Genomic DNA, 15,972 nt, shown 5'->3' with positions numbered 1-15,972 from the left:
GATTTTTTTTCCCCTATGGCCAACGGTGAGAATAAACTCACTTATACCCTGAATTGCCATGGATCAAAATGTCATAAGCGTCATCATGGGCGGCGGCCGCGGAACCCGGCTTTACCCGCTGACTAAGGAACGTTGTAAGCCAGCTGTGCCGCTCGCCGGCAAATATCGCCTGGTCGATATCCCAATTAGTAACTGTCTCAATTCGGGGATCAACCGCATCCACCTGCTTTCCCAGTTCAACACCGCCTCGCTGCACAACCACATCCAGTCGACGTATCAGTTCGACCCGTTTGGCGGCGGTTATGTGGACATCATGTCGGCCGAGCAGACCGACTCCGGCGAGACCTGGTACCAAGGCACGGCGGACGCCGTTCGCCAAAACCTGCACCACTTTAACGACGGCAAAAACGACCTCTTCCTGATCCTCTCCGGAGACCAGCTTTACCGCATGGACTTCCGCAAGATCATCGAGCACCACAACAGGCTCGGGTCCGATCTGACCATCGCCGCCAAGGCTATGCACAAGTCCGAAGTGACCGGCCTCGGCGTCATGCGCGTCGATGATGACTACTCCATCCAGGAATTCGTCGAAAAGCCCACCGACCCGGCCGTGATCGAGAGCCTCATCATCGGTGACAAGCTGCGCTCCACGCTCGACGGCAACCCCGATGACGTCGTCCTGGCCTCGATGGGTATTTACGTGTTCTCGGCCCGCGTCATGCGCGACGCCCTCTCGGGTGACGAGACCGACTTCGGCAAGGAAATCATCCCCGGCCTCCTCGGCAAGGTATCGCTCAACAGCTACATTTACGACGACTACTGGGAAGACATCGGAACGGTCGCCGCGTTCTTTGACGCCAATTTGGCCCTCACCGACGAGCTTCCGCCGTTTAACTTCTTTGACGACAAAGCACCGATCTACACCCGTGCCCGCTACCTGCCGGCCACCAAGGTCAACGGTGCCGAGGTAAGCCGCACCCTCTTTGGCGGCGGCAGCATCATCTCGCAGTCCAAGGTAACGCACTGCGTCATCGGTGTTCGCTCAATGATCGGCACCGGCACTGAGCTGCAAGACGTTGTCATGATGGGTGCCGACTGGTATGAGACCGACGAGGACCGCCAGGAAAATGCCGAGCTCCAGCGCCCCAACTTCGGCGTAGGCAAGAATTGCAAGATCAACAGCGCCATCATCGATAAAAACGCCCGTATCGGCGACGACGTGGAGCTCTCCCCCGCGGGCAAGCCCGACGGCTGGTCCGAAGGCGATCTCTACGTGCGCGACGGCATCATCATGGTGATGAAGAATGGCATCGTGCCATCCGGCACCAAAGTCCGCGCTTAAGCTATGGCTGCGATTCCTCTGTTTCAGGTGGACGCCTTTGCGGACGCGCTGTTTCAGGGGAACCCCGCTGCAGTTTGCCCACTGGATGAGTGGCTGGATGACGACGTCATGCAGTCCATCGCCGCTGAGAATAACTTGGCGGAAACGGCGTTTTACGTCCCCGAGGGCGATGGCTACCGGCTGCGCTGGTTCACGCCCACGAAAGAGGTGGATCTCTGTGGGCACGCCACCTTGGCGACGGCGTTTGTGCTCTTTCGACAACAGCCGGAGCTGCGGGCCGGGGTCACGTTTCAGTCCCAGAGCGGCCCGCTAAGAGTCACGGCCGCGGGTGACGACATTACGCTGGATTTTCCCGCCATCCCGACCAAGAAGTGCTACCCGCCACATCACCTGGCCGAGGCGCTAGGCGTCATGCCGATCGAGTGTCGCCGCGGCATGGACTACCTGGCCGTGCTCCCGGATGAGGCGACCCTCCGCGCCGTGCAGCCGGATTTTGACCAATTGCGTCCGCTGAAAAAGCGCGGCGTGATCATCACTGCCAAGGGCACGGAGGTGGACTTCGTTTCCCGCTTTTTCGCGCCCAACTACGGCATCAATGAAGACCCCGTGACGGGTTCGGCTCACTGCGCGCTCACTCCCTACTGGGCCAAAAAGCTCGGCAAAACTACGCTGACCGCACGCCAGCTCTCGCCCCGTGGCGGTAGCCTGTCGTGTGAGCTCCGCGGCGAGCGTGTGTTCATCTCCGGGCGCGCCGTGCTCTATCTGGAGGGCCAAATCCACCTTTAAACGGCCTTTCTTTTTCCTTTAATCTTTGTCCATTAATCCTTTTAATCGCCGCCATGTATCCACCATTTGAATTCAATAACCTGCTGGGACCGCTGATGGTGCTGGGTATTCTGGGCGTTGCGGTAAAGCTGCTCGTCGTGCTCGCGATCTACAACGAGTTCCTCAAGCGTCAGGAAGATTCCTGGGCCAAGTCCTAAGCGGATATTTCCCGCGCCATGACTTCGCGATCCATCTTCGGCGTGCTGGCGGCGATCAGTGGCTTTCTGGGCCTGGTCTTCGGCATTACCGAGTGGATACTGCAGATCTTGATCCTGCCGGAGATTGACTGGGCAGAGCCCTTCATGAGCTTGGCAAATCTGTGCTGGCTGGGGCACATTTTCTTTTTTGGCGTCGGCGTTTTGTTTGCCGGTCTGGGCGTTGCCGCGTCGGATCTGAAGCGCAGCAAACCGCAACCGGAGCCACAACCCGCGCCCGTAACGCGCACCCCGCCGCCGCTACCCGCCCATACCAACTTGGCCGCAACACCGCCTCAGCCTGAGTCACCCCCTTCACCGCTCAAGCCACCCGCGCCCAAAGAGGACAACGCCGACCTGTGGCAGGCCGAAAACGCTCCTTTCCCCAAGCCGGGCAAAATTGAGCATTCCGAGGAGGAAGATAACCTCTGGCAGGCCGAGTCCGCGCCTTTCCCCAAAGTGGACATTCCCGAAGAAGAGGAAGCAGCCGAGGAAAAATCGACGTCGGACGTGCCGCGCAAGGAGCCTTAAAATTTGCCCCTAGGAAGGTAGCGGCCGGTGTCTCACCGGCAACAATGTAGGCGGGGACTTGATGCTTATCAACCAGCGTGTTTCGCGGACAATGTTTAATCGCGGACCGATTCAAGCTTTTAGTTTCAAGCTCTGGCCGGTGGGGATCGCCGCTCAGCGGGACAGGCACCGGCCGCCACCTTAGCTGCTCCACGTTGGCTTTGCGCCCAATCGACAGTCATAAATAACTGATTTCCGGTGGGTTCGGCTTGTGATTAGTGTCATTCGTGCATAGGTTGTCGTTAACCAAAGGACAACCCCATGAATAAGATACTCGCTTGCACAGACGCCTCGGATTACGCGCGCGTCGTATGTCGTTACGCCGCTTGGCTGTCGGGCCTAACCGGGGCCCGTATTGAGGCGCTTTACGTCTCCAGCCTCTGGGAATTTGAACTGCCCTTCCTGCTTGATCTCGGCGGGAGCCTCGGTGCTTCGCCTTATCAAGGGATGACCGGCGCCCTCGAAGAGATGGAAAGCAACAAGGCCAAACTCGTCGAGCAAGCCGCTCACCGCGAGCTGATGGAAGCCGGTGTGTCGGCGGAGAATATCGTCTTTAGCCACGAGACCGGCCTGCTGGTCGACGCACTCGATACCTACGAAAGCGGTGAAGACGCCGCCAACCTGATCCTACTCGGCAAACGCGGCGAAGGTGCCAGCCAGGCCAAGGACCACCTGGGCGGCAACCTGGAGCGTGTGGTCCGCGCATCGCGCCAACCCTGCTTCATCTGCAACCGCGAATTCCGCGACATCCAAAAGGCGGTCATCGCCTTCGATGGCAGCGCCAGCGCTCAGAAGGCCATCGACTGGCTCATTGCCGAGCCGGCCCTGCGCGGAATCGAGCTAAGCGTGGTCACCGTGAGCAACGGCCACGGCGATGACGAGCTGGCCCGCTCCCTGCGTGTCGCAGAAGGCCGCCTGGAAGAAGCCGGCATCAACGCCAATTGCCAACTGCTCACCGGCGACGTCGAAGACGAGATCGTGAACTATGTCGAGCGCAGCGGTATCGACCTGCTCATCATGGGTGCCTATGGCCACAGCCGCATCCGTGAGCTGCTCATCGGTAGCACCACCACGGACCTCATCCGCCGCTGCCTCATCCCGGTGATGCTCTTCCGCTAGTAAGGTAAATAGCCCAATGGCGAAAAGTCGCAAATAGGGCCTATACCCCTTTTTCTTTTTGTCGCGACTGTATCGGCAGCGCTGCATTTCTTCAGAAATGAGAATCGGCTAAGGTGTTCTACCAACGAAAGATACGCATTTCAAAATTCAGCTGGTGAAGGATAAATGACCACCTGATTTCTTGCAGCCTGTATGCATAATCCAGTATCTTAAGTCCCATCATGAGGGACATCGAAAAACATCTGACCACCCTGGCGAGCGTTGCCACGCCAGATGAAAACAGCTCAACTTTCGCTCAATCACTCATCTTTCTCTCGCTGGGCTTTGCCCTGCTGGTGTTCGCCGTCATCTATTGGCACGCCGGCCAGCGCCTGATGCTCGCCTCCGGTCTGCTCGGCCTCGTTATCGGAACCTGGCGCCTGCACCAATATCTGGACGATAGTCGGCAGGACGAGCCGGCAGCCTGAACCATCCAGCATACCAATTTTCTCGATAGGGATCGTAGATTCCCCAAAGGAGGTGCCGCAATGCGCCTCCTTTTCTATGCACTTGGGAGCCGTGCCGGATCGGTTAACAAAAGGATCACCGCGATCGCAGCCGATTTTCAAAGGCTAGGGCCAACGGACATTCATTTTATATCTTGATTGCTACAAACACTGCCCCAACGGGGCTGCGCAAGCTGTCGTTTTGCGCAATCCCGTTGGGATAGGCAATTTACGTATTCGCATTCCCAGGGTAGGCGTTCAGCCGCTCTGCGGCCTCAAGCCAACCCTGGGCTATAGTTGCGTAGCCCCGTTGGGGCAAATTTGCTGAAAGTTGAATGTCCGTTCGCCCTGCACTCTAATAGCCCACTTGGCTGAGATCGATGTAGAGCGGCGAGGCATTCGGTATCGTGTCCACGGAGCGGTAGTTCGCCATTGCGCCCATATGCAGGCCGAAGTTCTGCAATTTCTTCGGGCCAGTGGCGCGCAGGAGAAATGACAAAGCCTGATCGCCGTATTGGACATCTTGCACTTTCAGGCCGTAGTCATTGGCAACGTCACTATGGGCCTTTACCCGGCCTTCCCAGGGCTGGACCGCATCGTAGCCCTTAAATTTGATGGCGCAATCGATGCCCAACTGCCCAAACTCGGTGCCCGTGCCGGAATCGCGATCCAGATCGAGGCTGAAAAAGATATCGCAATACTCGTCCTCCGCCGCATCGCTGGGCATCGGCTCAGCGAACTCCACCGTTACGAGAATGTCGCTCTCGCTTAAGGGTGCCAAGGTTACGCGGACAAAGTCCAGGTGTTCCTTAGCCGTTGCTTTGGAGATATCGCCCACCGCGTCATTGATCACGATCATGCCGGACTGCACGATGGGGGCTGAACCACGCTCGCCTGATTCCGGGATGCTGCTTCGCGAACGCTGACGCGGGTTCGGGCGTTCTTTCACCTCGGATGAGTAACCTGGTGGCGGCGGCAAATCGGCGCTGGCGGGAACCAACGTCATTAATAGGAGAGCACTCAGCAAAGTTCGCAACATGCGGCAAATGGTTAAGATTGGGAGAAACCCTTACACGTTAAGTCATGACAGCGCCATGCCGGGTGTCAACAGAATGGCGCGGCTATGCCTGCGATCAAGTTGATTGGCGCTTTCGCTTGGACATCTAACAGACAATGATTAACCTATTAAGACATGAAGAAACAGCTGAGATACGGATGTGCAATCGTTGCCGCCGCGTATTTTGGTTTATACCTGACCGCAAGCTTACTGGGAAAGTATCAGCCTTGGCAGAATGGTGAAACGCGCTACGCCGTGGGCCTCTCAATTACGAATGAAATGGTATGGCAGCCCAAAGGAATGGAATTCCACAAGCGCCAAACGATCGACGGCCAGATTGAGTATTCGGGAAATTTCCTCGGTTATCTTTTCTCTCCACTTATTGCCTTGGACCGTCAGGCATTTCACGCCACTCAACAGCTTTGATATGAAAGAGCCCTGGTATGCCGTCCGCTGCCTGTTCTCGCATCCCACGCGAGCCAGGAAAGGAGAAACGTTATTTGAAGAGAGGATCACCCTGTGGAAATGCGCCTCGGAAAACGAAGCGTATCTCAAAGCCGAGACTGAAGCCGCAAAATACGCCACCGAAGCGAATTGTATTTTCATCCGGGCAACGGATGCATTTCACTTGTTCGATGAATTAGTCAGTGAGGGCAGTGAAGTTTGGTCGACGATGCGCGGCAGCCGATTCAACGCTGAGCAGTATGAGGATACTTTTATATCCACATCGGCCGATCGACAGCACACCATCAATGTCCAGCGCGAACAGTCATAATTCCATGTGGTTTCTGGGTGCCAATTTTCAAATTCGCCTCACCATATTTCTCAACATCCTCCCAGCAAACGCAGCGAAACATCTTCAAGGAAACACCTTCGAAACGCGGCCGAAACTCATTCGGAACAACGTGGGGGTAACTCAGGGGATAGTTGCGAATAAGCGGCAACTTACTGACATGTTATTCTTTGTTCGGGCTTGCCCTCAAAGTTATTCCCCTTCAATCTCTGGCGCAAGCTGTTTGAAAACAGGCAGTTACAGGCTTGTTACACTCATGCTCCGCCTATAATAGGGAATAGAGAATTTTATAAAATATTTTCCTAATAATCTAACGTTGCCAGTAAGTCCGAAAACACCCACTTTTTGTTCCAATGAAGTTCAAGATTCACCGTGATCATTTCGCTACCGGCCTGCAACAGGTGCTGAACGTGGTGGGCTCCCGCGCCACGATGCCCATCCTCAGCAACGTGCTCATCCAGGCCGAAGGTAACCAGCTATCCCTGACAACTACGAATCTCGACCTCGGCATCCGTTGCCGCATCAAGGCCGAAGTCTCCCAGCCCGGCGGCATTACGCTTCCGGTCCGCAAGCTGGCCACCATCGTCCGCGCCCTGCCCAACAGCGAGGTCGAAGTGGACGCCTCTTCCGGCAATCAGGCCAAGATCACTTCCGGCGGCTCCCTGTTCCGCATCATGGGCATCAGCGAGGACGAGTTCCCGCCACTGCCGAGCTTTGCCGACCAGCACATTTTCAATCTCAAGCAGGACGACGTCGTGGGCATGCTCAAGAACGTCTCCTACGCTCAGTCCAAGGACGAGAACCGCTACATCCTCAACGGCGTGTTCTTCCAGTTCCGCGATAATTCGATGACCCTCGTCGCCACCGATGGCCGCCGCCTGGCCCTGTGCAGCAACGAAGTGGAAGTTGTCGAAGACAACGCCGGTGACCTCATCCTGCCAGCGAAGACGGTGGACGAGCTGCAGCGCTTGCTCGGCCAGGGCGAGGACGTGAAAATTACCTTTAGCGACCGTCAGGTGGCTTTCGAGATCCAGATCGCAACCGATGACGACAGTGGCCTGGTGGACTCCATTTACCTCGTCTCCAAGATCGTCGAGGGCAAGTATCCGGACTACAAGCAGGTCATCCCCAAGGAGACCGAAAACCGGATCAAAATCGAACGTGAGTTGTTGGCTGAATGCGTGCAGCGCGCAGCACTCGTGACGAGCGACAAAAACAACTCCGTGAAGTTGAAGCTGTCGGACAATCTGCTCGAGATCACCGGTTCGTCGCCCGAATACGGCGAGTCCCACGAGTCCATGGCCATCAGCTACGAAGGCGGCGAGGTCACCGTGGCCTTCAATCCGCAGTTCCTGCTGGATCCGCTCAAGGCCCTCGCCCAAGACGAGGTTTACTTTGAATTTAAGGACGAGCTCAGCCCTGGCGTGTTTAAGACCCTGGATAGTTTCCTGTGCGTCATCATGCCGTTGCGCTTGAACTAAGGGAGCGTCTCCCGCCCGGGTTTCGGCCCCTGGTGAAATATGGAACCCAACCCCCTATTTCGCCGTCTAAACCGCTAAATGTCAGTTTGCACACAGATTGTATTCGGCCTGTTGATCCTCTCGCTGGGGATCAGTTTGGCGAACAATCACTGGCAAAGCCCGGTTCTGTCGATACTCAATCGTTGGCTTCGCTGGTTGCTGTTCGCCTTTACAGTGGCGGCGGCGGCGCGTGAATTTGGCTGGTCGGAGCGTCCATTTTGGGTGCTCGCGGCGGTCTCGTTTCTGGGCTGGTTTTTGCTCGAAACGCTCTACAATTGGCTGGAGGTGTGTGCGGTGAGCAAAGGGCCGATCCCGCTGTTTCCGCGCTTTCGCAAGAACTCCGAGGGTGACGAGTGGCCGGCTGACAAGCGCTTTATTCTGCTGCGCGACTGGCTCCGCAGCACGGGCTTTAAGAAGATGGATTCCCTGAAGGCCGAGCTGATTAAGGACTTCGTGATCCGCTCCAGCATTTATCAGGATGAGCAGGGCCTCGTACGGCTACAGGTCATGTTTTTCCCCAACGGCGTTAACTCGCACCAAGTGTGCTACGTGCTCACCACCAAGACGCGTGAGGGCGAGCGAGTCATCACGTCGAACCTCACCATGCCCTTTGGTGGATTTTATCCGGAGAAATGGTTCATCGTCCGCAAGCCGCTCATGCGCAAGCTCGACAAGCTCCTGCGTTACCATCGCCGCCGCTTGCTTCGTGAGGGCGTCAACGTCGAGATGTGGGAAGACGACGATTCGCTGGACGACATGAATCGCCAGCAAACCAGCCTGGAAATTGCGAATTTGCAGTCCGGTTACCTGCTCCCGCACGAGTTTCAGGAAGAGCACGGTCGCCTGTCCTTCGAGGGCCGCTACCGCCTCTGGAAAGAGCACTGGATGATCAATTATCTCGGCCGCACCGTCGGCTACTAGGCAACGTCCGGCTGGACCGATAGATTCCAAAATGATGCGACATGGTATTGCTAGTTTGTAACCATTTTTATTTTGCAATAGCTGTTTTACTCGTGTTTTCTGCCCGCTTTTATTGTTGAGTTTTGCAGCATATATAAAAGTTATGTGGCTTTATGGTGTAATAATTAACCATATTGCTACATGCTTTTTCTTGTGCGTGTGTTTGTTAATAGTTCGAGTGTTCACATTATGCTGCGCAAACCGAACAAGACTCTAATTCGTCAATTCTTCTGTCTTTCACTATTCCTGATATTGGCGTGCAATGCTTCAGCGGTTCTAGAACTCAGACTCAACACCAATACCAAAGAATTCGCGATTTTTGGCTCAGATAGTGGAACTCCACATGATATTGGGGGAGCGGGACTTATTTCTTGGAGTCTTCGAGACCTTGGCGGCACGACAAACAGCGTCGTAGATTACTGGAACGAAAAAGCTTTCGATACGAATGTTGGTCATCCTGGAGGCTATTACTCTGATACAGTTTTGGCCTCTCAAATCTGGTCTGGAGGCGATATCATTTTCCAACTCAATGTTACTGATGCAGTTTATCAGACGATTACCGGCAATGGCTATTACCAGTCCTACTCAGGTCTTGGAGCAGAAGGACGAGCCAAACTCGAGGGCTTGATTGGGCAAAACCTTTTGCTTGGCGTTCGATTATCGGGTGAAGGTTTTCAGCCGGTTAAAATTACCAGCTCCAGTATACCTGAGCCAGCAAGCTTTTGCGCTTTGGCTGGTTCAGCGATCTTCATATGTGTTTTTATACGCCGCAGCCCAAAGATTCTTTAGGCTGCACACTTCGATAGGAAGGTTTATGCAGAAAGCCCAAGCTTCGTAACGTTTTCTTGCCAAACGCTGATATGGTTCCTAACATTGCCTAAACGACTGAAAGGCAAGACTATGAAAAAATTAAAAAAAGGCCAGCTCGCGAAGAAGATGAAGAAGTTTCTGCGCACGCAGAAAGTGAAGTCCCGCGACTATCACGAGGACCTCCTGGATAAGACCTGTGATACCCTCACGAATATCTACAACTCCACTTACGAGCTGACCTCGCCGGTCATTGCCAAGATCGAGGACAACTTAAGCAAGATCCACGAGACCGTCTATTCCGAGCAGGCCGCGGCTGAGGCCGATGCCAAGGCCACGCCTAAGAAGTCGAAGAAGTCCGGTAAAAAGAAAGCCGGCGCGAAAAAGTCCGCGGCCAAGAAGGTGACGACCAAAAAGGCGGCTAAAAAAGTTTCCAAGAAAGCGGTCAAGAAGGCAGCTAGCAAGAAAGTCGCCGCGAAGAAAACAGCCAAAAAGGCGACCGCCAAAAAGGCAGCTAAAAAAGCGTCGGTGAAAAAAGCCGCTAAGAAGGCCGTCGCTAAGAAGGCCACTAAAAAAGCCGTGAAAAAAGTGACGAAAAAAGCTGCCACCAAAAAGACGGCTAGAAAAAGAGCCGCCAAAAAGTCTGCAGCGAGCACGAACACCGGATCGACCGCTAGCTAGACTCGGCGAGATTTTATATGACAGCTTTTCTTACCGGCACATCGTGTAGTGCGTTTATCGCTGCCCGCAACGGTGGCTTGATTTGGTCGCGCAAATTACTCCGCTGGTTGGCTTGGCGGGGGGCCGGGAAGAGGCTCCTCCTGCTGGCGGCGGGTGTTCATGTAGCCATTCTGGTCGCGGCCGTTGTCGCTATTGTCACGACGGTCACGACGCCAGCGGCGGATGTTGTCCGCCATCGAGGGCAGCTCTCCAGCGGCATCTGCGGCCTCGGCGCGGGCTAGCAGCTCATTAAAATGTGCCAGTTGCTCTTGTGCGGACATGGAGGCGGTCTGTTGCCGGATTTGCTCCGCCTCATCGCGAGGGAGAGTCATGATATAACGGTGGACGAGGCGGCGCTCCTGCGGATCCAGATTGCTCCACACCTGGTGAAATTTCCGGATGCGGTTGATCTTTTCTTCCTCCAGGTTGCGGAAGGCGGCGATACGGGCGCGAATGGCGTCTTTCTCCTCCGGGCTCATGGCCTCGACGCGCTCAATGGTCTGGCGAATGCGGGCGAGTTGCTCGGGGGGCATTTCGAGGAAGCGCTCCAGCGCGTGAAGCTGCTCCATGGTTACGCGGTCGCTTTGCTCTTCGTCGTAGGTGGCGCTGGAGTCGTTAAATTCATTGATGAGGCGCTTGGCCTCCTGCCGTTGCTCCATGGATGGGCGATTGTCGGGTGGTGGCGGCGCATCAACCGCATCGGCGGGCGGAGGTGGCGGAGGTGGTGCGAACGGTGCGGCCAGGCCCGGGTAGCGCTGGTTTTGCGCGAACAATCCGCCCAGCGTCAGCGCGCTCAGCGAAAGCGTGGCGATCAGGATGCGAGGGCGACTGTATTTTACGGCGAACATGGCTAGTTAAGAAAGGCTTGAAGGCTGTCCAGGGTTTCCAGATCGGCGAGCAACAGGATATCGTCCAACGTTTCGTCGAGGGTCAGGACGTTTTCAAATTCCACGATTTCGGTCGACTCGTCCATGGCGTTGCCCGGCAGCGGGATGTCGCTGGACTCGACGCTGGCCACGTAAACCTCGGTCTCGGTGTCTGGCTGTGTGGTTGTGGTTTCCGGCGTTTGGTCAGAAGTCGTTTGCGCGGACGCGTCGTTCTGGACGATGGCCGGGCCGGTGGGTTGTTTCTGGCTCTTGGCGTAGTCGAAAAGCGTGATAAAGCTGAACATGCCGAGCACCATCAGCGCGGCGATCGAGCCCAGCGCGACCACCCATGAGGGGAAGCCGATGATTTTGTTTTCCTCTGGCTGCGCAGTTTGATCAGCCGAAATTTCGGCCAAGACTTTGTCCGTCAGCTCGGCACTGGGCTTGAGTGGCTGGGCGGCGAGCAACGCGTCCAGCTCGGCATCGAAGGCCGCAGCTTCGGGGCGTTCGGCGAGCTCCTTATCCAGACGCGCAAGGGTCCGCTCCGCGAAGTCCGCCTTGGGCTTCACGGGCTGACGGCTGAGCAGCGCGTCGAGGGGATCCGTGGGTTGGTCGTCTGGTTTCATGTTGGTTCTTTAAATACGCAAACGCTCGCGGGCGCAAAAAGTTTCAGGAATCGGCGGAATCTTTGGTTTTTAGCGGTTCGATGACGATGGTGCGCTCTCTGTCCTGGTAAACCACCACGGGTTTTCCTCGAAACACCACTTCCTGTGGTTGGACGGCGGGCTGGCCTGCCGCCACGGGGATATCAATATCAAAAAGGTAAACGTCGCCTTCTGCGCTGGTGCGAATCACCTGCCAGCGGATTTCGGCCTCTTGCCCCTCATAGCCGCAGCCGAGGGTGCTTGGGTTCGCCGGAACGCCGTGACGGTAAATATAATTTTTTGCGCAAAAGCTCTCGGAGCCCGCCGGGCCATTGTAGTGGACAATGCGCGAAAGATGCTGCGGGCGCACCGGTGGGGCGATGACCCCGGCGTGGAGTCCGGCGAGGCTTACTATAAGAACGGCGAGGATGCGTAAAAATTTCATGGCGGCTGGTAGCTTACTCGGGTTGGTAGAAGTCGGCCAGTTCTTCCTTTAGTTTTTGACGGGCGCGGTGAATCCAGCTCTTTACGGCGGACTCCGAGGCGTCCATGGCGGCGGCGATCTCCTCATAGCTGAGCTGCTGCTGCTTGAGCAAAAGGATCGCGGTGCGCTGGTTTTCGGGGAGAGTTTCCAAGGCCAGGGCAAAGGCTTCTTCCAGCTCCAGCATACGTATTTTGTCGATGCCGGGGGTGCTGGCGTGGAGATCCGCGGGGTCTACGGCATCGAGCGGTTTACGGCTCTGGCGGCGGAACTCGTTGATCAAAATTCGCCGCGCGATGTGGAAGAGATACGTGGAAAATTTTGCGGTCGGCTGATAGCGGTCGGCAGCGCGGTAGATGCGGATGAAGACCGTCTGCGCGAGGTCCTCCGAGGCCTCGACCGAACGTAATGAACGGTAGAAGAAATTGATCAACGGCCCCTGCCAGTGCTCGATGATCTCGCGCAACGCTTGCTGATCCCCCTTGGCCACGCGCAGCATGCGCTCGGCATCGACGTCTGGCTCTGCCGGGGCGTCGGTTGGGGTGGCGGGGGCATCGGACATGTTGGAAATTCTAGGAGAACCCGATGCGGATTGCCAAGCGGGAACCATCTGGGCGTGAGCAGCTTTCACAACTGCCTGTAACCCGCGCGCCCGACCAAAGTTGCAGGCGGCAGGAAAATTTTCTCAACCCGCGGTATCTTGGCTCAGCTTTTGGACTGCTTCTAGCGGCGACGCCAGAGCATCGCCACGAGGCCAAGGGTGCCGGCCAACAGCGCGTAGTGGCTGGGCTCGGGGACAACGCCGGTGATGTCGACCGTGATATTGTCGCCATTGTAGTTCACGGTGAAGTTGGCCGGGTTAATTGGCTGGCCGTTGAAGTTGACCGTTTCAAAGGCCCCGCTGATGTTGGCTTGGCCGGGGTCGACATTGCTGACGATGGTGTATGAGCCGTCCTCAATGGCCTCGCCGTAGAGGTTCAGCGTGGTGCCGGCTCCGATGGAAATCGCGCCGTTGCCATAGGACTCAAATTGGAGCAGGTCGTTCTCGCCGAGGGTGGCACCGATCTGGATGTCGAGCGACGAACCGCTGTTGAAGGACAGATTGTGCCGGTCGGTGGCAGACTGAGCCTGCCAAGTCATGGTGCCGATCTCGGAGCCATAGACGCCGTTACCGCCGGGGGAAAGCACCGCGGTGCCGCCAAAATTACTCGTTTGGAATCCGAATCCACGGAATGTGCCGGTGCCGCCGATGACGCCACTGGTAGCGTTGAACTGGAAAAAAGTGTATTCCGTATTGATCAGGATATTGATGTCGCCGGAGATATTGTGCGTGCCGCTGCCGCCTGTGTTGGCCACGGTGTCGACGACGATCAGGCCGCCGCCGGTGGCCGTCGAAAAGGCATGGTTTACCCCGCCGGAAAAGCGCAATACGCTATTGGGATCGACCGTGAAGATGGCATTGCCGCCGCTACTGATGGCGTTGGACATCAACCGGTTTTCGCCCGTACCCAGGGAGTTGATCACTTGGCCGCCGTCAGTGCGGAAGTTGGCACCGCCCACGCCGTCGAAAATAGTCCAACCCGAGGTTTGGAAATCGAGGCCAATGCCAGTCTGGCTGTTTCCATTGAGGTCAGGGTTGGTAATTAGCGTCGGATCGCCAGTGAAGGTGGCCGTGCCGGCAAAGCCCGGGCGTCCACCTTCGACCCAGTTGCCGCCGGTGTTCCAAAAACTGTCGACGCCGTCCCCGTCCCAAGTATTGGCCGATAGGCTAGCAGCAACGCTAAGAATTATGAATGAGGGTAGATAGGGGTAATTCATAGCGCGTTATATAGACGAGATACGGCCTTAAGTAAAGTTTTTTGATTTTGGGGTGTCATTGGTTGTCTCGGAGCCAACACTCACTGCCCGACCATCTGCGTCTTGGACTGGATGATACCGGCGAAGGCGACGTCTTGCTCCTGCTTATTATAGATGACGAAGACGAAGGGGTGGTTGGCCTTGAACTCGATTTCGCTGGGGATCTCGCCAAACGGGCCGGCTATCGCTGTGCCTGCCGAACGCGCCTCGATGCCGACTTCGTTCCATTTGATCTGCGTTTCCTCGATTAGGTGCGAGATATAGAGCGGCTCGGGCTGGTTCGCATTGATGCGGGAGAAGTTGGCCTTGCCCGGAGTGAAGGGGTCGGCGAGCTTGGACTTGGCGAAGACGTCGCGCCAGTTGGTAGTGTTGGAAAAATTAACCCGGGGTAGGCTGAGCTTGACCGTCTGCTTCTTGAGCTTGCCCTGCACGTCGAGTAGGTAGGCACCATTCAGCGCGGAAAGGGCGGCATCGAACTGTCGGGCATTTTTCGGGAGGAAGAACAGCACGCTAAAGTCCTTGGCCTGCACATCAAGCGCGGCGACCTGAAACGTGTCATCTGCGAAATAAGGAACATCGCGCACGTCGGACATCATTTTGACGGAGAATTTCTCGTCGCCAGAGCGGTAGAAAACGTCATCGCGGGTCTTGCCGGCGTCGAACGGCGTTGCCCAATTGGACACAAAGGCCGAGACGATTACGGCCAGCATGTCGGGCTGGTTGACAAGCTCGCGAGCGCTGACCACGTTCTTAATGTGGCCGTTTGTCTGCTGTTCGTAGTAGAAATTAATCTGGCTGGCGGCCTTGGCGGGGTCGGTGCGCAGGGGGGCGGCACCGGTGTAGAATTTCCACTGGCCGTCGACGGCTTGCAGGAATTCCGGGGTCACGGCGACGCGCTCGCTGAACCACACCGAGCCGATGCGCTGATAGCCGGGTAGCTGGCGCTGGGCCTTGGCGGCGGTCTCGGTGACTTGCTGTTGGCTGGCTCCGCCAAAGAGCGCGCCAAGCTGGGTGGCGGTGCGCCCGTCGGCCCCGTAGTAGAGCAGGGCCAGCATGTCCAGCGTCGCGGTGGGCGCGATCGCGGGTGCGTCTTGGGTTTTCACGGCCTGAAGCAGGCTGAGTGAAGCGTTGGGGTCAGCGCTCAGTGGCGCGAGGGCCAGGATAAGGAGCCCAGCGAACGACCGGGCGAATGGGATCGACCGGGTGATTTTTTTGATAAGGTCTGGCAACGTGAGTAGGGGGAAGGGGGTGGAAACGCGCGCCTGGTTATTTGGGTCCGGGCTCGACCGACCAGACAGGCGGCTCTTTAAACTGGTCGGCGAGTTTTTGCGTGGTCCGCTCAAGGCGGGCGGCAAGGGTCTTAATGATCTTCACCGCGATTTGTGGGCGCTCCTGGATGAGGTGCTCCACGTCGGAATCTCCACAGTGGACGAGACGGCAGTCCGTTTTGGCGCGAACGGTGGCGGTTCGGGGCTTTCCGAGGATGTCACCCATTTCGCCAAAGATGGTACCGGGAAACATCAGTACATTGAGCAACAAGCCATCTTTGTAAATTTCAACGGCGCCGGATTTGAGGATATAAAACCCCTGTCCTTGCTCACCTTGTTCGATGATTGTGTTGCCGGCTTCTACTTCGAATTCCCGATCCATATCAGAAATATTGCTAACTAGATTTGATATGGCAATCATGCAACCGCGCAAGCTATCTCTCGCTTGCTAAAAATTACATTTC

20 protein-coding genes are annotated in these 15,972 nt (G+C 56.5%); 12 read left to right on the top strand and 8 right to left on the bottom strand.

Translation table 11 applies throughout. The features are described from left to right. Positions 1-58: 58 nt before the first annotated feature. The 6 genes from O3S85_RS08270 (at position 59) to O3S85_RS08245 (ending at position 4,517) form a co-directional block, all read left to right on the top strand. A complete protein-coding gene (locus tag O3S85_RS08270) occupies positions 59-1,342 on the top strand; it encodes a glucose-1-phosphate adenylyltransferase (RefSeq protein WP_269539496.1) in 1,284 nt (427 codons plus the stop codon). A gap of 3 nt (positions 1,343-1,345) precedes the next feature. Further along, positions 1,346-2,128, top strand: a complete 783-nt coding sequence (locus tag O3S85_RS08265) for a PhzF family phenazine biosynthesis protein (protein ID WP_269539494.1) — start codon at positions 1,346-1,348, stop codon at positions 2,126-2,128. A 53-nt stretch (positions 2,129-2,181) separates the two neighbouring features. Further along, positions 2,182-2,325, top strand: coding sequence for a hypothetical protein (locus O3S85_RS08260; protein ID WP_269539492.1), 144 nt, complete (start codon positions 2,182-2,184; stop codon positions 2,323-2,325). Between the two features lie 18 nt (positions 2,326-2,343). After that, positions 2,344-2,892, top strand: coding sequence for a hypothetical protein (locus tag O3S85_RS08255; protein WP_269539490.1), 549 nt, complete (start codon positions 2,344-2,346; stop codon positions 2,890-2,892). Positions 2,893-3,192: 300 nt separating this feature from the next. After that, on the top strand, positions 3,193-4,050 hold the full coding sequence (locus O3S85_RS08250; protein ID WP_269539489.1) for a universal stress protein: 858 nt from the start codon (positions 3,193-3,195) through the stop codon (positions 4,048-4,050). 221 nt (positions 4,051-4,271) lie between these two features. Continuing rightward, complete coding sequence (locus O3S85_RS08245) at positions 4,272-4,517, top strand: hypothetical protein (RefSeq protein ID WP_269539487.1); 246 nt, start codon at positions 4,272-4,274, stop codon at positions 4,515-4,517. 373 nt (positions 4,518-4,890) lie between these two features. Here O3S85_RS08245 and O3S85_RS08240 read toward each other — a convergent pair whose 3' ends face one another. Beyond that, on the bottom strand, positions 4,891-5,541 hold the full coding sequence (locus O3S85_RS08240; RefSeq protein WP_269539486.1) for a hypothetical protein: 651 nt from the start codon (positions 5,539-5,541) through the stop codon (positions 4,891-4,893). Positions 5,542-5,727: 186 nt separating this feature from the next. Between O3S85_RS08240 and O3S85_RS08235 the strand changes: the two genes are divergently transcribed. The 6 genes from O3S85_RS08235 (at position 5,728) to O3S85_RS08210 (ending at position 10,353) form a co-directional block, all read left to right on the top strand. Next, a complete protein-coding gene (locus O3S85_RS08235; RefSeq protein ID WP_269539484.1) occupies positions 5,728-6,018 on the top strand; it encodes a hypothetical protein in 291 nt (96 codons plus the stop codon). A gap of 1 nt (position 6,019) precedes the next feature. Then, positions 6,020-6,367: a DUF4288 domain-containing protein gene (locus O3S85_RS08230; RefSeq protein ID WP_269539483.1), complete on the top strand. Its 348-nt coding sequence runs from the start codon at positions 6,020-6,022 to the stop codon at positions 6,365-6,367. Between the two features lie 371 nt (positions 6,368-6,738). Further along, the gene (gene dnaN / locus O3S85_RS08225) at positions 6,739-7,866 is read left to right on the top strand and encodes a DNA polymerase III subunit beta (RefSeq protein ID WP_269539482.1); all 1,128 of its coding nucleotides are present in this window, start codon (positions 6,739-6,741) and stop codon (positions 7,864-7,866) included. Positions 7,867-7,944: 78 nt separating this feature from the next. Beyond that, positions 7,945-8,826 (top strand): hypothetical protein, encoded by an 882-nt coding sequence (locus O3S85_RS08220; protein WP_269539480.1) that lies wholly within the window; start codon positions 7,945-7,947, stop codon positions 8,824-8,826. Positions 8,827-9,006: 180 nt separating this feature from the next. Beyond that, positions 9,007-9,654 carry a hypothetical protein gene (locus O3S85_RS08215; RefSeq protein ID WP_269539479.1) on the top strand — a complete coding sequence of 216 codons (648 nt, stop codon included), beginning with the start codon at positions 9,007-9,009 and terminating at the stop codon, positions 9,652-9,654. Between the two features lie 111 nt (positions 9,655-9,765). Beyond that, positions 9,766-10,353, top strand: a complete 588-nt coding sequence (locus O3S85_RS08210) for a hypothetical protein (protein ID WP_269539478.1) — start codon at positions 9,766-9,768, stop codon at positions 10,351-10,353. 95 nt (positions 10,354-10,448) lie between these two features. On the opposite strand, the gene O3S85_RS08205 is transcribed toward O3S85_RS08210, so the two are convergent. The 7 genes from O3S85_RS08205 to O3S85_RS08175 form a co-directional block, all read right to left on the bottom strand. Beyond that, positions 10,449-11,240, bottom strand: a complete 792-nt coding sequence (locus tag O3S85_RS08205; protein ID WP_269539477.1) for a DUF3106 domain-containing protein — start codon at positions 11,238-11,240, stop codon at positions 10,449-10,451. A 2-nt stretch (positions 11,241-11,242) separates the two neighbouring features. Further along, a complete protein-coding gene (locus O3S85_RS08200) occupies positions 11,243-11,884 on the bottom strand; it encodes a hypothetical protein (protein WP_269539476.1) in 642 nt (213 codons plus the stop codon). Positions 11,885-11,927: 43 nt separating this feature from the next. After that, positions 11,928-12,347, bottom strand: coding sequence for a hypothetical protein (locus O3S85_RS08195; RefSeq protein ID WP_269539474.1), 420 nt, complete (start codon positions 12,345-12,347; stop codon positions 11,928-11,930). Between the two features lie 13 nt (positions 12,348-12,360). After that, the gene (locus tag O3S85_RS08190; protein ID WP_269539472.1) at positions 12,361-12,945 is read right to left on the bottom strand and encodes an RNA polymerase sigma factor; all 585 of its coding nucleotides are present in this window, start codon (positions 12,943-12,945) and stop codon (positions 12,361-12,363) included. A gap of 161 nt (positions 12,946-13,106) precedes the next feature. After that, the gene (locus O3S85_RS08185) at positions 13,107-14,201 is read right to left on the bottom strand and encodes a PEP-CTERM sorting domain-containing protein (RefSeq protein ID WP_269539471.1); all 1,095 of its coding nucleotides are present in this window, start codon (positions 14,199-14,201) and stop codon (positions 13,107-13,109) included. An 80-nt stretch (positions 14,202-14,281) separates the two neighbouring features. After that, positions 14,282-15,469 (bottom strand): serpin family protein, encoded by a 1,188-nt coding sequence (locus O3S85_RS08180; RefSeq protein WP_269539470.1) that lies wholly within the window; start codon positions 15,467-15,469, stop codon positions 14,282-14,284. Positions 15,470-15,506: 37 nt separating this feature from the next. Further along, positions 15,507-15,890, bottom strand: coding sequence for a cyclic nucleotide-binding domain-containing protein (locus O3S85_RS08175; protein WP_269539469.1), 384 nt, complete (start codon positions 15,888-15,890; stop codon positions 15,507-15,509). Positions 15,891-15,972 lie beyond the last annotated feature (82 nt).

This window comes from Cerasicoccus sp. TK19100 (genome assembly GCF_027257155.1).
Lineage (GTDB): Bacteria > Verrucomicrobiota > Verrucomicrobiia > Opitutales > Cerasicoccaceae > Cerasicoccus > Cerasicoccus fimbriatus.
The sequence above is the reverse complement of the archived record's forward strand: the minus strand, read 5'-3'. Positions and strand labels throughout refer to the sequence as shown.

Bases quoted from the DNA above. Each gene is read 5' to 3' on its own strand.
- O3S85_RS08250 (WP_269539489.1), top strand. From the start codon at position 3,193: ATGAATAAGATACTCGCTTGCACAGACGCCTCGGATTACGCGCGCGTC.
- O3S85_RS08235 (WP_269539484.1), top strand. From the start codon at position 5,728: ATGAAGAAACAGCTGAGATACGGATGTGCAATCGTTGCCGCCGCGTAT.
- O3S85_RS08255 (WP_269539490.1), top strand. From the start codon at position 2,344: ATGACTTCGCGATCCATCTTCGGCGTGCTGGCGGCGATCAGTGGCTTT.
- O3S85_RS08230 (WP_269539483.1), top strand. From the start codon at position 6,020: ATGAAAGAGCCCTGGTATGCCGTCCGCTGCCTGTTCTCGCATCCCACG.
- O3S85_RS08215 (WP_269539479.1), top strand. From the start codon at position 9,007: ATGCTTTTTCTTGTGCGTGTGTTTGTTAATAGTTCGAGTGTTCACATT.
- O3S85_RS08190 (WP_269539472.1), bottom strand. From the start codon at position 12,945: ATGTCCGATGCCCCCGCCACCCCAACCGACGCCCCGGCAGAGCCAGAC.
- O3S85_RS08220 (WP_269539480.1), top strand. From the start codon at position 7,945: ATGTCAGTTTGCACACAGATTGTATTCGGCCTGTTGATCCTCTCGCTG.
- O3S85_RS08210 (WP_269539478.1), top strand. From the start codon at position 9,766: ATGAAAAAATTAAAAAAAGGCCAGCTCGCGAAGAAGATGAAGAAGTTT.
- O3S85_RS08240 (WP_269539486.1), bottom strand. From the start codon at position 5,541: ATGACGTTGGTTCCCGCCAGCGCCGATTTGCCGCCGCCACCAGGTTAC.
- O3S85_RS08260 (WP_269539492.1), top strand. From the start codon at position 2,182: ATGTATCCACCATTTGAATTCAATAACCTGCTGGGACCGCTGATGGTG.
- O3S85_RS08175 (WP_269539469.1), bottom strand. From the start codon at position 15,890: ATGGATCGGGAATTCGAAGTAGAAGCCGGCAACACAATCATCGAACAA.
- O3S85_RS08270 (WP_269539496.1), top strand. From the start codon at position 59: ATGGATCAAAATGTCATAAGCGTCATCATGGGCGGCGGCCGCGGAACC.
- O3S85_RS08185 (WP_269539471.1), bottom strand. From the start codon at position 14,201: ATGAATTACCCCTATCTACCCTCATTCATAATTCTTAGCGTTGCTGCT.
- O3S85_RS08195 (WP_269539474.1), bottom strand. From the start codon at position 12,347: ATGAAATTTTTACGCATCCTCGCCGTTCTTATAGTAAGCCTCGCCGGA.
- O3S85_RS08205 (WP_269539477.1), bottom strand. From the start codon at position 11,240: ATGTTCGCCGTAAAATACAGTCGCCCTCGCATCCTGATCGCCACGCTT.
- O3S85_RS08265 (WP_269539494.1), top strand. From the start codon at position 1,346: ATGGCTGCGATTCCTCTGTTTCAGGTGGACGCCTTTGCGGACGCGCTG.
- O3S85_RS08200 (WP_269539476.1), bottom strand. From the start codon at position 11,884: ATGAAACCAGACGACCAACCCACGGATCCCCTCGACGCGCTGCTCAGC.
- O3S85_RS08245 (WP_269539487.1), top strand. From the start codon at position 4,272: ATGAGGGACATCGAAAAACATCTGACCACCCTGGCGAGCGTTGCCACG.
- dnaN (WP_269539482.1), top strand. From the start codon at position 6,739: ATGAAGTTCAAGATTCACCGTGATCATTTCGCTACCGGCCTGCAACAG.